This is a genomic window from uncultured Mailhella sp. (assembly GCF_963931295.1).
Taxonomy (GTDB): Bacteria; Desulfobacterota; Desulfovibrionia; order Desulfovibrionales; family Desulfovibrionaceae; genus Mailhella.
Window position 1 is genome coordinate 1891350 of the sequence record NZ_OZ007001.1, and the last position, 13701, is coordinate 1905050.

General features: G+C 55.5%; 6 protein-coding genes, 2 tRNA genes and 3 rRNA genes. 9 read left to right on the forward strand and 2 right to left on the reverse strand.

Annotation, left to right across the window (positions count from 1 at the left end; genetic code table 11):
• Nucleotides 1–134: 134 nt before the first annotated feature.
• The 9 genes from ABGT79_RS07895 (at nucleotide 135) to hemL (ending at nucleotide 11407) form a co-directional block, all read left to right on the forward strand.
• A 16S ribosomal RNA gene (locus ABGT79_RS07895) occupies nucleotides 135–1682 on the forward strand.
• A gap of 66 nt (nucleotides 1683–1748) precedes the next feature.
• Nucleotides 1749–1825, forward strand: a tRNA-Ile gene (locus ABGT79_RS07900).
• 5 nt (nucleotides 1826–1830) lie between these two features.
• Nucleotides 1831–1906: transfer RNA gene (locus ABGT79_RS07905), tRNA-Ala, on the forward strand.
• Nucleotides 1907–2047: 141 nt separating this feature from the next.
• A 23S ribosomal RNA gene (locus tag ABGT79_RS07910) occupies nucleotides 2048–4958 on the forward strand.
• Nucleotides 4959–5008: 50 nt separating this feature from the next.
• Nucleotides 5009–5123, forward strand: a 5S ribosomal RNA gene (gene rrf, locus ABGT79_RS07915).
• The 16S, 23S and 5S rRNA genes sit together here with 2 tRNA genes alongside, the layout of an rRNA operon.
• A 1646-nt stretch (nucleotides 5124–6769) precedes the next feature.
• Nucleotides 6770–7237, forward strand: coding sequence for a hypothetical protein (locus ABGT79_RS07920; RefSeq protein ID WP_346665717.1), 468 nt, complete (start codon nucleotides 6770–6772; stop codon nucleotides 7235–7237).
• 394 nt (nucleotides 7238–7631) lie between these two features.
• A complete protein-coding gene (locus tag ABGT79_RS07925) occupies nucleotides 7632–9260 on the forward strand; it encodes a lactate permease LctP family transporter (RefSeq protein ID WP_346665718.1) in 1629 nt (542 codons plus the stop codon).
• Nucleotides 9261–9634: 374 nt separating this feature from the next.
• Nucleotides 9635–10120, forward strand: a complete 486-nt coding sequence (ahbB, locus tag ABGT79_RS07930; RefSeq protein ID WP_346665719.1) for a siroheme decarboxylase subunit beta — start codon at nucleotides 9635–9637, stop codon at nucleotides 10118–10120.
• A gap of 12 nt (nucleotides 10121–10132) precedes the next feature.
• Nucleotides 10133–11407, forward strand: a complete 1275-nt coding sequence (gene hemL / locus ABGT79_RS07935; protein WP_346665720.1) for a glutamate-1-semialdehyde 2,1-aminomutase — start codon at nucleotides 10133–10135, stop codon at nucleotides 11405–11407.
• A gap of 320 nt (nucleotides 11408–11727) precedes the next feature.
• Here hemL and ABGT79_RS07940 read toward each other — a convergent pair whose 3' ends face one another.
• Both ABGT79_RS07940 and ABGT79_RS07945 read right to left on the reverse strand, forming a co-directional pair.
• Nucleotides 11728–12723 (reverse strand): D-alanyl-D-alanine carboxypeptidase family protein, encoded by a 996-nt coding sequence (locus ABGT79_RS07940; protein WP_346665721.1) that lies wholly within the window; start codon nucleotides 12721–12723, stop codon nucleotides 11728–11730.
• A gap of 265 nt (nucleotides 12724–12988) precedes the next feature.
• The gene (locus ABGT79_RS07945) at nucleotides 12989–13591 is read right to left on the reverse strand and encodes an FmdE family protein (RefSeq protein ID WP_346665722.1); all 603 of its coding nucleotides are present in this window, start codon (nucleotides 13589–13591) and stop codon (nucleotides 12989–12991) included.
• Between the last annotated feature and the right edge of the window lie 110 nt (nucleotides 13592–13701).

The window sequence follows — 13701 nt, forward strand, 5'->3', positions numbered from 1 at the left end:
GTGAAACGAAAAGTTGCATAAAGCAACACCGCCGCAAGTGAGCGGCACGGTTCTTTGACAAGTGAAGAGCGAGTTGGGAAATAGAGCTTTGAGTTCGATTTGAGAACTTTATGTTCTCTGAATCAAATACTTTTCAACTGGAGAGTTTGATTCTGGCTCAGATTGAACGCTGGCGGCGTGCCTAACACATGCAAGTCGTACGTGAAAGGGTCTTCGGATCCGAGTAAAGTGGCGCACGGGTGAGTAACACGTGGATAATCTACCGGGAAGTGAGGAATAACAGCTGGAAACGGCTGCTAATACCGCATACGCTTCATATTTGTCTATGAAGGAAAGGGGGCCTCTGCATATGCTTCCGCTTTTCGATGAGTCCGCGTCCCATTAGCTAGTTGGTGAGGTAACGGCCCACCAAGGCGACGATGGGTAGCTGGTCTAAGAGGATGATCAGCCACATTGGAACTGGAACACGGTCCAAACTCCTACGGGAGGCAGCAGTGGGGAATATTGCGCAATGGGCGAAAGCCTGACGCAGCGACGCCGCGTGAGGGATGAAGGTCTTCGGATCGTAAACCTCTGTCAGAAGGGAAGAATAAGCATTGTGCTAATCAGCAATGCCCTGACGGTACCTTCAAAGGAAGCACCGGCTAACTCCGTGCCAGCAGCCGCGGTAATACGGAGGGTGCAAGCGTTAATCGGAATTACTGGGCGTAAAGCGCGTGTAGGCTGTATGGCAAGTTGGAGGTGAAATCCCACGGCTCAACCGTGGAACTGCCTTCAAAACTACCAAACTGGAGTGCGAGAGAGGATAGCGGAATTCCAGGTGTAGGAGTGAAATCCGTAGATATCTGGAAGAACATCAGTGGCGAAGGCGGCTATCTGGCTCGTAACTGACGCTGAGATGCGAAAGCGTGGGTAGCAAACAGGATTAGATACCCTGGTAGTCCACGCTGTAAACGATGGATACTAGTTGTCGGGTTGTATGACTCGGTGACGCAGCTAACGCAATAAGTATCCCGCCTGGGGAGTACGGTCGCAAGGCTGAAACTCAAAGAAATTGACGGGGGCCCGCACAAGCGGTGGAGTATGTGGTTTAATTCGATGCAACGCGAAGAACCTTACCCAGGCTTGACATCTAGGGAGCCTCTATGAAAGTAGAGGGTGCTCTTCGGAGAACCCTAAGACAGGTGCTGCATGGCTGTCGTCAGCTCGTGCCGTGAGGTGTTGGGTTAAGTCCCGCAACGAGCGCAACCCCTGTCCTTAGTTGCCATCAGGTAAAGCTGGGCACTCTAAGGAGACCGCTTCGGTTAACGGAGAGGAAGGTGGGGACGACGTCAAGTCATCATGGCCCTTACGCCTGGGGCTACACACGTACTACAATGGCGCATACAAAGGGAAGCGAGACCGTGAGGTGGAGCCAATCTCAAAAAATGCGTCCCAGTCCGGACAGGAGTCTGCAACTCGACTCCTCGAAGTCGGAATCGCTAGTAATTCTGGATCAGCATGCCAGGGTGAATGCGTTCCCGGGCCTTGTACACACCGCCCGTCACACCACGAAAGTCGGTTTTACCCGAAGCCGGTGAGCTAACTAGCAATAGGAGCAGCCGTCTACGGTAGGCCCGATAATTGGGGTGAAGTCGTAACAAGGCAGCCGTAGGGGAACCTGCGGCTGGATCACCTCCTTTTAGAGAAATCCCAACTCGCTCTTTACTTGCAAGGAACCGAGAGTTCTTTGAAAGTAGAGTATGTCAGGGCCTGTAGCTCAGGTGGTTAGAGCGCACGCCTGATAAGCGTGAGGTCGAAAGTTCAAGTCTTTCCAGGCCCACCATTATCGGGGGCGTAGCTCAGTTGGGAGAGCATCTGCTTTGCAAGCAGAGGGTCGTCAGTTCGATTCTGTCCGCCTCCACCAGACATACGCAGGTTGAATCTTGAGAGAAGGCTTCAGCGACGCTGAAGATTTCGAACCGGGATTCAGCCCGGCTGCTGCCGCGAAAGGCAGTAAGTTCTTTGACAATTGAACAGGGAAATGATGAGAGGTTTTTTTCGAGAAAAACAAGTTAGTAAGAGCAACGGGCGGATGCCTTGGCGCTGAAGGCGATGAAAGACGTGATAAGCTGCGATAAGCCTCGGGGAGGAGCTAAATATCCTTTGATCCGTGGATCTCTGAATGGGGCAACCCACTGGAAGCAGTTCCAGTACCTCTATTGAGGAGCTAACCTGGGGAAGTGAAACATCTCAGTACCCAGAGGAAAAGAAATCAAACGAGACTCCCAAAGTAGCGGCGAGCGAAATGGGAAGAGGCCAAACCGTGCAGTTTCGACTGTGCGGGGTTGTAGGGCCGCCGTACGTGATCTCGGAGTAGGCAGGAGAAGCTGGCTGGAAAGCCACACCACAGCGGGTGACAGTCCCGTATCCGAAACCGAAAAGAGCGCAGGCGGTACCTGAGTACTGCGAGGCACGTGAAACCTCGTGGGAATCCGGGAGGACCATCTTCCAAGCCTAAGTACGATCCAGCGACCGATAGTGAACCAGTACCGTGAGGGAAAGGTGAAAAGAACCCCTGTTAGGGGAGTGAAATAGAATCTGAAACCTGTTGCTTACAAGCTGTGGGAGCAGTTTTAACGACTGTGACCATGTGCCTTTTGCATAATGAGTCAGCGAGTTAATCTGTTGTGCAAGGTTAAGCGAGAGCGGAGCCGAAGCGAAAGCGAGTCTGAACAGGGCGTACAGTACAGCGGATTAGACCCGAAACCGGGTGATCTATCCATGAGCAGGTTGAAGCAAGGGTAAAGCCTTGTGGAGGACCGAACCAGTATCGGCTGAAAACGATTTGGATGACTTGTGGATAGGGGTGAAAGGCCAATCAAACCCGGTGATAGCTGGTTCTCCCCGAAATATATTGAGGTATAGCCTCAGGGATTGTTTATCGGAGGTAAAGCACTGACAAGGCTAGGGGTCCTACCAGATTACCAAACCTTATCAAACTCTGAATGCCGAATAAATGTACCCTGGGAGTCAGACGGCGGGTGCTAAGGTCCGTCGTCAAAAGGGTAAGAGCCCAGATCGACAGCTAAGGCCTCCAATTCCATACTCAGTGGTGAAGGTGGTGGAGTTGTTTAGACAGCCAGGACGTTGGCTTAGAAGCAGCCATCGTTTAAAGAAAGCGTAATAGCTCACTGGTCTAATGATTCTGCGCCGAAAATGTAACGGGGCTAAGTATGGAGCCGAAGCTTCGGATTTGTCTTTATGACATCTGGTAGGGGAGCGTTCTCAACGGGCTGAAGCTGCAGTGAAAACTGTGGTGGACTGTTGAGAAGTGATTATGCTGACATGAGTAACGATAAAACAGGTGAAAAACCTGTTCGCCGAAAACCCAAGGTTTCCTGGGTAAAGTTAATCTTCCCAGGGTTAGTCGGTCCCTAAGGAGAGGGCGAAAGCCGTATCTGATGGAAAACGGGTTAATATTCCCGTACTTGCATGGATGTGCGATGGAGGGACGCAGCAAGATAGGTGATCCGGGTGTTGGATATCCCGGTGCAAGCGTGTAGGAGTGCGAAGCAGGCAAATCCGTTTCGCTTATCCGAGACGCGAGTCCGAGCCGCAAGGCGGAAGTCATTGAGTCTACACTGCCAAGAAAAGCTTCTAAGTTTAGTCCATGTGAACCGTACTCGAAACCAACTCAGGTGGGTGGGATGAATAATCCAAGGCGCTCGAGAGAATTCTGGCTAAGGAACTCGGCAAAATGACCCCGTAACTTCGGAAGAAGGGGTGCTCCTCTGTGTGAGTTTATTTACTATGCAAGCACGAGGGAGCCGCAGTGAATTGGTGGTGGCGACTGTTTACTAAAAACATAGGTCTGTGCGAAGTCGCAAGACGACGTATACGGACTGACGCCTGCCCGGTGCCGGAAGGTTAAAAGGAGAGGTCAGCGCAAGCGAAGCCTTGAATTGAAGCCCCGGTAAACGGCGGCCGTAACTATAACGGTCCTAAGGTAGCGAAATTCCTTGTCGGGTAAGTTCCGACCTGCACGAATGGCGTAACGATCTCCACACTGTCTCGGCCAGAAGCTCGGTGAAATTGAAGTCGCGGTGAAAATGCCGTGTACCCGCAGAAAGACGGAAAGACCCTGTGCACCTTTACTATAGCTTGACATTGGATTTTGGCCCTACATGTGTAGGATAGGTGGGAGCCTGTGAACCCTGTACGCCAGTATGGGGGGAGGCACTGTTGAAATACCACCCTTGTATGTCTAAGATCCTAACTCCATGCAGTTATCCTGCTGGAAGACAGTGTCTGGTGGGTAGTTTGACTGGGGCGGTCGCCTCCTAAATTGTAACGGAGGCACGCAAAGGTTCCCTCAGGCTGTTCGGAAACCAGCCGTCGAGTGCAAACGCATAAGGGAGCTTGACTGCAAGAGAGACATCTCGAGCAGAAACGAAAGTTGGCGTTAGTGATCCGGTGGTCCCGTATGGAAGGGCCATCGCTCATTGGATAAAAGGTACGCCGGGGATAACAGGCTGATCGCATCCAAGAGTTCATATCGACGATGCGGTTTGGCACCTCGATGTCGGCTCATCACATCCTGGGGCTGGAGCAGGTCCCAAGGGTACGGCTGTTCGCCGTTTAAAGTGGTACGCGAGCTGGGTTTAAAACGTCGTGAGACAGTTTGGTCCCTATCTTCTGTGGGCGGAGGAATATTGAAAGGGCCTGTCCCTAGTACGAGAGGACCGGGATGGACATACCACTGGTGAACCTGTTGTTCTGCCAAGAGCATAGCAGGGTAGCTATGTATGGAAGGGATAACCGCTGAAAGCATCTAAGCGGGAAGCCTGCCTTAAGATAAGTATTCCCTGTCGCAAGACCTGAAGGGCCCGGATAGACGATCCGGTTGATAGGTCGGAGGTGTAAGCGTTGTGAGACGCTCAGCTGACCGATACTAATAGCCCGTGAGGCTTGTTTTTCTCTCAAACCTCTCTTCATTCCCTGTCAATTATATATTTTGAAAAATTTCCTTGGTGTCCATAGAGAAGCGGGTACACCCGATCCCATTCCGAACTCGGAAGTTAAGCGCTTCATCGCCCATGATACTGCGCACCTTTACGTGGGAAAGTAGGCCGATGCCAAGGTTATCTTTAGAAAGGCTCCTGTTCAGGAGCCTTTCGTCGTTTAAAGACCTGCGTTCTCAGAAGGCATGTTGAGGGAAGGAATCACCGCTCCGGGGTTCCTTCCCTCTTTTGTTTTAATTCCTTCGGATGATTGAAGCGGCGGAGGAGAGCAGCAAAGAAAATTTCCGCAGCGTCTGACCTGACGGGAGGAAGTTTTTGGGGGCTGATCGAGGAGCCCCCGCGACACGGGAAGCGACTGAAAAGGAAAATACCGCGGCGGCAAAGCTGCGGGAGGAAGTTTGTAGAGGAAAATCGAGGATACTCCCGCAACATCCGCAACATCGGGCTTTCCTGTCTGGAAAGATGCCTGTTGCCGCTCGCGCCTTGCTCGGCCTGACCGGGGCTGTATTTTTTTCAGGCGGAAGAGCCTTCAAAAGAAAAACATCGCAGCGGCGGAGTCGGCCGGACGAAATTTTCAGAGGAAGGCGGAGGACAGAAGGAGTTTGACCATCAAAACAGCATTGCCGTGCAGGCGCAGTCCTGAGGTCCTGAACATGGTTATTTCTTCGGGCTGTATTTTTTCCCTCCTGCCCTCACAGGATTGTCTTGCAAGCTGATTCATCACTCCGTATTGAGGCATGGAAGATGTTGTCTTCCCTCCGATGCTTTTGATGCTGATGAGTTGACCAGTTCCTCTTCCAAAACTGTGAGGAAATTCTTGGAGGCTCGGAAGAGCAGGGCTGGATGCTTGCCGGAAAGCGCCTTGTGATTTGTGCGGAGGAAGAGAGCAGGACGTCGGGGTGCGACTGCTTCGGTAAAACGCTGTTGAACGCAAGGCGTCATGGGAAGACAGGAAGCCGTGGAGTCAGGGCAGTCCTGTTTTCATGAGGAAAGGCGATGGGATGATGACATCGCATGTGGAGCACGACGCTGTTAAAAGAGGCCTTGGAGCCTGAGACCGCCTGTCGGTCGACATAGCGCATGGGGAACTCCCGGCATGAGAGCTTGATCTGACCTGTGGAGCTGAGCAAAAAGAAGTGCTCAATGTGGAACTGAGCTCTCGAGACCGGAGCAGCGCAGCAATCCCGGACCAAAGCTCTGTGTTTTCTGCCGGGGACTTTTGCCTGCCCTGGTATGCCTTGCTTCCCTTGCCTGTCGGGGCTGCAAATAACTTTTTCTGTTCCTTTCAATTTTTTCTCTTTGTGGGATTGTTTTCCGCACAGTTTTTTCCTTTGTCGGCAACATGGCCGCAGCGGCTCCCTCTGCTCTGCATGAAAACGAAGACATACTTAGCGTCTCCTGGTGGGGATTCTGAGGGAAAATTTCGACCTTCGATATTTCTCAATCACTCTTGACGGGAAAAGTCGTGCGCTTTTCTGAATCCGAGCCTGACGCATTATTACTTTTGCCGCCTTCCAGACGAACGGCGTGCAGGCAATATGCGCCGCATTCTCCGAATCGCTCCGATTAAGGCGTTCAGAAGCCGTGTGGCGGCTGTTTTGAATCTGGGGCATGCTTCCCCTTTCCCTTGGCAAAAAACAGCTCAGAGCCTTGGAAAAGACTTTTTCCCCGGGAAAAGCCTCAACAGCAGTCGGATAAAAACTGAACGGCTTTGCCGTCGGCTCAGATAGCTTTTTTTCTTGGAATGTATATGGGAGGTCGTCCGTATGAGTTGTTTCTGTTGTGATTTAAGGAGACTCCCTAAAGGAGAAAAGGCTTTTGCCTCTCTCTTTTTTTTCACAGAGCAAAGACTGTTGGACTGCTGGAAGGCCGCCGGAGGGGAGAAACAGATTTTGGGCTTGCCTGCAATACCAGCTTTTGTTCCCGCTTGCCGATTCTTTGATGCCGAGGCTCTTGTCCAGGACAAGGCACGAGAGCGCACCGACATATTTTTTTGCTGCGAAGGCTGTCCGGATGACTGCAACATCCCGATGCCGGGAATGCGACACGGAAATATGGAACACGACCTCATTGTTCAACGCGCGAGATACTTTTGGGAATGCCCTGCTCAGGCTTGTGAACGCTCGGGAGAAACGCAGAATATTTTTGCTCTGACTCTTGAGGAAAAGAAATTCCACACTGATTTAATGCGGAGGAAGAGGCAGGTAACGCAGAGAAAGCAAAATTTTTTTTGATAATTTTGTCGTTCAGCATGAGAAACTGTGGCGGAAAAGTTGTATAAAGAAATAAATCACAATATAGGATTGAGCACACAAACAGTCGATAACAGCTTGTGCTGATACATTTTTTTATGTTTGTTCAAAGTGGTGCTTCATGGAGAGCATAAAAAGATCATTTTTGTGAAACGTGTTTTAAATACAAATGATAACAATCAGTTATAAAGAAATACGCTTTATTTTTCCTGAAAAAAAGTTATTAAAATTTCAATAAATGTTGTTTCTTTTTACGCTTGTCCCGGATACTTGCGAAGATTTTTTATTTTTTATAATCCTATCATCATAGGCTTATTCAGATACTTTTTTTAAGAGCATCTGCTGTGACGATCATTTTAATTCATGGGGGAATAGTATGGCGTGGACCCAAGTCTATGATCCAGTCGTCAGTGAAGTAGTTTCGGCATGTATTGCGGCCATTCCGCTTGTCATTCTGCTTTATATGCTGGCCATTAAACGTGCCAAGGGACACATTGCTGCGCTGGCCGGACTCGCTTCCGCCTTTGTCATCGCCATCCTCATATGGCGTATGCCCATAGTGACGGCCATAAGCTCCGTCGGTCTCGGTATTGCCAATGGTCTGTTCCCCATCATCTGGATCGTGATCACCGCGGTCTGGGTGTACAACATGACCGTGGAATCCGGTGAATTTGAAATCATCAAGGATTCTCTGGCCCGTGTGACGCCCGACCGTCGCCTGCAGACCATCTTCATCGCCTTTGCCTTCGGCTCCTTCCTGGAAGGCACCGCCGGCTTCGGCACTCCCGTGGCCATTACTGCGGCCATGCTCGCCGGCCTGGGCTTCAATCCCATCTACGGCGCCGGCCTCTGCCTCATCGCCAACACGGCTCCCGTGGCCTTCGGCGCCATCGGCGCGCCCGTGCTCACCGCCGCCAGCGTGTCCGGCATGGATCCCAACCTCATCAGCCAGGTGGCGGCTCGTCAGCTTCCTCTGCTTGCCATCATCATTCCGTTCTGGCTGAGCATCGTCATGTGCGGTGTCCGTCGCTCCATGGAAATTCTGCCCGCCATACTCGTGGCCGGCGTCTGCTTTGCCGGTGCGCAGTTCGTGTTCGCCAACTTCCACGGTCCGACCCTGCCCGACATCATGTCCGCCATCGCCACCATCGTGGGCCTGCTCGTGCTGCTTCGCTACTGGAAGCCCAGCTCCATTTTCCGCTTTGCCGAGGATCCCGCCATCAGCACCGACGGTCCCGGCTATTCCGGCAAGGTCGTGCTCCGTGCCTGGGGCCCCTATCTCATTCTGGCCGTCATGGTCTTCCTGTGGGGCCTGCCCCAGTTCAAGAGCATCCTGAACAGCATCTCCGCTCCCAGTTTCGCCTGGCCGCTGCTTGACGGCATGGTCAATCGCGCCGCTCCCATCGTGGCCACCGAATCTCCCTACGCTGCCGTGTTCACCTTCGGCTGGGTGTCCGCCGGCGGTACCGCCATTCTGCTTTCCGGCTTCATCGCCGTGCCTCTCATGCCCGGCTATTCCTACGCCAAGGCAGTGAAGTGCTTCTTCACCACCCTGCATCAGCTGCGCTTCCCCATTCTCACCATCGCCAGCGTGCTCGGTCTGGCCTTCCTCATGAACTACGCCGGCATGAGCTCCACCCTCGGCCTCGCCTTCACCAAGACCGGCAGCTTCTTCCCCTTCTTTGCTCCCCTCATCGGCTGGCTGGGCGTGTTCCTCACCGGTTCCGACACTTCGTCCAACGCGCTGTTCTGCAGCATGCAGCACACCACCGCCACCGCCGTCGGCATTCCGCCTGAACTGGCCGTGGCCTCCAACGCCGTGGGCGGCGTGACCGGCAAGATGATTTCTCCCCAGTCCATCAGCGTGGCCACCTCGGCGACCAACATGGTCGGCCAGGAAGGCAATCTTTTCCGTTTCGCTCTGGGACACAGCATCGCGCTTACGCTTATTCTCTGCGTGCTGGCCTACTTCCAGGCCGGCTTCCTGAGCTGGATGCTTCCGTAAGAAGGAAGACGGGATCTGCATGGAGAGTGTCCATGCAAACCAATGCGGGAATCGCTTCGGGGGGTCGGAGCGGTTCCCGCCTCTTGTAGGCGCACTCCGCAGACGGGCGCAGACTGGTCGGATGACCGTCTGTGCCCGTTTTGCGTTTGTTCCCCTCGACCGGCAAAAGGATTCCTCACACGTGCGGGGAGCGGAGCGGGTGAGCAGCGCTTCGAGCTCCGACATGGGGGATTCCCCATACGTGCGGGAGGTCGGAACCGCGTTGCGCCGCAAAAGCACGGACTTCGCCGGACCATGTGCGCGCCGTCTCTTGCTTCCGTTGCGCGGTGCGGCTATACTTCCCGTCGAATTTCTTCACCACAACGGGGCTTGCCATGGAATTTACGGAAAAGGAACAGGCCATTCTTCGCATCGCTCAGAAGAGCATACCCGATTCGCTCACTCCCTATGCGGATATGGCGGCCGCCGTCGGCGCCACGGAAGAGGAAGTGATTGCGCTCTTGTCCCGTCTCAAGGAGTCGGGAGCCATCCGTCGTTTCGGCGCGAGCATCAAGCATCAGCGCACGGGCTGGACTCATAACGCCATGGTTGCGTGGATGGTCTCCCCGGACGAGGTGGACGAGGTGGGCAGAAAGGCGGCGGAACATCCGCGCATATCGCACTGCTACTATCGTCCGAGCCCGTATCCGGCGTGGCCGTACACGTTTTACACCATGATTCACGGCAAGAGCGAACAGGACTGTCTCGATGTGGTCGAAGAGCTGCGTCGCACCACCTCTCTGGAAAAATACGAAATTCTGGAGAGCCTCAAAGAGCTGAAAAAGATTTCCATGACGTACTTTGCGGAGCCGTCAGAGTAACAGGAGCAAGCCATGCATACCAAACGTTCCCATGATCTTTTCGTCCACGCCCAGGAGCTTATTCCCGGCGGGGTAAACAGTCCCGTGCGGGCGTGCCGCAACGTTCATGCCGACCCGCTGTTCATTGCCGACGCCAAAGGCTCGCATCTGACCACGGCGGACGGCGACGACGTCATCGACTTTCTCGGCTCCTGGGGCCCCATGCTGGTGGGGCATGCGCATCCTGCCGTGACGGAAGCCATCTGCAAGGCCGCGGCGCGCGGCACGAGCTACGGCGCGCCCTGCGAGGATGAAGTCCGCCTTGCCGAAGAAGTGTGCTCGGCGCTGCCTTCCGTGGAGATGGTGCGCATGGTGAATTCCGGCACCGAAGCCACCATGAGCGCGCTGCGTCTGGCCCGCGGCGTGACCGGCCGCGACAAGATGATCAAGTTCATCGGCGGCTATCACGGTCACGGCGACGCCTTTCTGGCCAGCGCGGGATCCGGCGTAGCCACGTTTTCGATTCCCGGCACGCCGGGCGTTCCGGCGGCCACCGTGGCCGACACGCTGCTTGCGCCCTACAATGATCTGGGCGCGGTGAAGGAGCTCTTCGAGGCCTGGCCCGATCAGATTGCGGCGCTGTTTGTGGAACCCGTGGCGGGCAACATGGGGCTGATCCTGCCTCAGCCGGGATTTCTGCGCGGACTGCGCGAACTGTGCTCGAAATACGGCGCGCTGCTGGTGTTCGACGAGGTGATTACCGGATTCCGTCTTTCCTACGGCGGCGCGCAGGGGCGTTTCGACATCATGCCCGATCTGACCACGTTCGGCAAAATCATCGGCGGCGGTCTGCCCGTGGGAGCCTACGGCGGACGGGCCGACCTCATGCGTCACATTGCGCCGGAGGGCGAAGTGTATCAGGCGGGCACGCTGTCGGGCAATCCGCTGGCCATGGCCGCCGGACTGGCCACGCTGAACATTCTCAAGCACGCCGATTACGACGCTCTGGAAGCCCGTGTGCATGCGTTCGTGGAGGAACTTCAGGAGATACTCAGAGAGAAGGGCGTGCCGGTGCAGATTCCGCACATTGCCTCGCTGTTCACCGTGTATTTCACGGAAGCGCCTCTCATGGACTTTGCAAGCGTGCAGACCACGGATCAGAAACTTTTCGAGACCTTCTATAAGCAGATGCGCGAGCAGGGCATTTTCATGGCGCCTTCGGCCTTTGAAGCCAACATGCTTTCCTTTGCGCACAGCGACGAGGATTTCGCCAGGGCGCTGGACGCGGCCCGCAACGTGAAGTTCTAGTCGGCAGACGCTTCAAAAAAAAACGCGGAGTTCCGTTGCGGAGCTCCGCGTTTTTTTGTCGCTGCTGAGAAGTGCTGTTCGGGCGGGCCGAGACAGGAGAAAACGCGCGGAACTTTGACCAGAAAGTTCTTGAGAGTTGGAGGGAGGCTTTTTTCTGGAAGCTCGGCGCGGGGAGAGGCGGAAAGGACGGATGGCAGTGTCGCTCGTTGGCTCCGCGGGCGAGTCGGAAGCGTAAAAAAAACGCTCCGACGGACTGTCGGAGCGCGGTTGGCAACATGCGCGGGGAAATGCGGGGCACGGTCATTTCGGGCGGGAGAAGATCATCGGGAGGTCTTCTTTCGCGCGGACTGGCGCTGAGCGGCCGCGGCGGATTTTCTGGAGGGGCGTTTTTTCTGCACCTTGCGCGGCGGGGAATAGCTGGTGGAGTTTTTGAGCTGCCGGGCCTGCTTGGCCGAGACGCCGAGCTCGGCGATGGCGGTGCTTTTCTTTTTGGCCACGGCGGCGAATCCGGCGTTGAGCAGGCGGCGGGCTTCTGCGGCGCGCACGCCCGTGTTGGGCGCGCCGAGAATGACGGCAATGAGCTTGTGGCCGCGCTGGCGCGCCGTGACGATGATGTTGTAGCCTGCGGCGGTGACCCAGCCGGTTTTCAGGCCGTCGAGACCGGCGTAGTGACCGACGAGGGGGTTGTGGTTGGGTTCCGTGCGGCCGCGGTGCGTGATGGAGCGGGCCAGATGATACTTGCGGGCTCTGGGGTAGTGGGACTGATAGGCTCTGGCGAGCTTGAGCATGTCCCGCGCCGTGGTGATCTGTCCTTTGGCGGGCAGGCCGTGGACGTTGACGAAGCGGGTGTTTTTCATGCCCAGGCGTCTGGCCAGCGAGTTCATCCGGGAAACGAAGGCGGAGGTGGAGCCCGCCACGTGTTCGGCCACGGCCACGCTGGCGTCGTTGCCCGAAGCCACGGCCATGCCGTAGAACAGCTTGTCGAGCGTCACCCGTTCTCCGGCCCGCAGGCCGAAGCGGGAACCGCCGGTGCGGGCGGCCGCGGCGCTGATTTTAACCCTGTCGTGATAATCGACCTTGCGGCTGCTGATGGCGTTCATGGCCACGTACATGGAAATGACCTTGGTGAGCGAGGCCGGGGGAATCTTCATGTCGGCGCGCTGTTCGTAGAGAATGCGGCCGGTGGTCACGTCCATGAGAATGGCGCTTTTGGCGTTGATGGGCCGGGCCAGCGCGCTGGATGCGCAGAGCAGACAGAAGGCGACAGCGAGGGCAAGGATGCGGCGGAAGCCGTAAAACGGGTGTTGGCTGGGCATGATGATTCCTGATTCAGCTCATGAAATTGCGCCTTCCAGACTGCGGCTTCCGAAGAAACGGAGATGGGCGGCACGTTCCGGAAACGTTTTTCGGAACAGGATGCGCGAGCTCCATGTGAATTTTTTAGACAATTTTTTCCTGAGCGGCAAGCCTGCAACGCCTTTTGTAACAATTTAGTTCCGTGACCTCAGGAAGATTTTTTTGTGATGGAAAAGAAAAATATTCAGGAAAATCAGGAGAAAAAAGAGAGGTCGCAGCGAGGAGTCAGATGAACTCGCTTCCTGGCGCGATCACGGCGGGGAGTTTCGGCTCATAGGGGGAGTGTCCGGCGCAGGCCGGGCAGAGCGCGCCCATGTGGGCGGGGTGCGGTTCGCCGCAGCTTATGCAGGCAATCATGGGGGCCGGGGGCGTTTCGCGGAGGAAGGCGTCGCGCACCTGCACCGAAGCGGTGGAGAGAACGGCAATGCCGGCCTTGCGTATTTCGCGCTCCAGACGCACGAGGGAGCGTTCATCGGCCATCGGTTCCTGGAGGGCCCAGCGGCGGATGTGGGGCCAGCCCGCCGTCTTGGCGAGGTCGAGGTACACGCGCACGCCTTTGCCGCCGGGAGTGCGGAAGAGCGTGAGGGCAAAACGTCCGAGATCGAGCACGTGCAGGCGTCCGTTGCCCGCGGTGCAGGGCGTGAGCAGCTGAACGGCGTCGGGAAGGTCGCGGTCGGTTTCGCAAAGGGCGTGAAAGTGCTTTGTTCTGCCCATGGAATGCAGGGCAAGTTCGGTCATGAAGGCGGCAAGCATCATGCCGGGAGTGGCCGCGCCGTGGAAGCTGCGGGCGGTGTCCATGAAGTCGTCGAAGGAAGTGAAGGGAATCATGAGAGTTGCGCTCGTGGTTGACGTTGGCCGCAGACGATGCGTACCGGGCCTTTTTTCTTTTTTAGAGCGCAACGTCGCCGTTGGGTATGATAAGATGCGCGTAAAAAAGG

Excerpts from the sequence above, each read along its gene's own strand:
- ABGT79_RS07925 (WP_346665718.1), top strand. The coding sequence starts at position 7,632 with ATGGCGTGGACCCAAGTCTATGATCCAGTCGTCAGTGAAGTAGTTTCG.
- hemL (WP_346665720.1), top strand. The coding sequence starts at position 10,133 with ATGCATACCAAACGTTCCCATGATCTTTTCGTCCACGCCCAGGAGCTT.
- ABGT79_RS07940 (WP_346665721.1), bottom strand. The coding sequence starts at position 12,723 with ATGCCCAGCCAACACCCGTTTTACGGCTTCCGCCGCATCCTTGCCCTC.
- ahbB (WP_346665719.1), top strand. The coding sequence starts at position 9,635 with ATGGAATTTACGGAAAAGGAACAGGCCATTCTTCGCATCGCTCAGAAG.
- ABGT79_RS07920 (WP_346665717.1), top strand. The coding sequence starts at position 6,770 with ATGAGTTGTTTCTGTTGTGATTTAAGGAGACTCCCTAAAGGAGAAAAG.
- ABGT79_RS07945 (WP_346665722.1), bottom strand. The coding sequence starts at position 13,591 with ATGATTCCCTTCACTTCCTTCGACGACTTCATGGACACCGCCCGCAGC.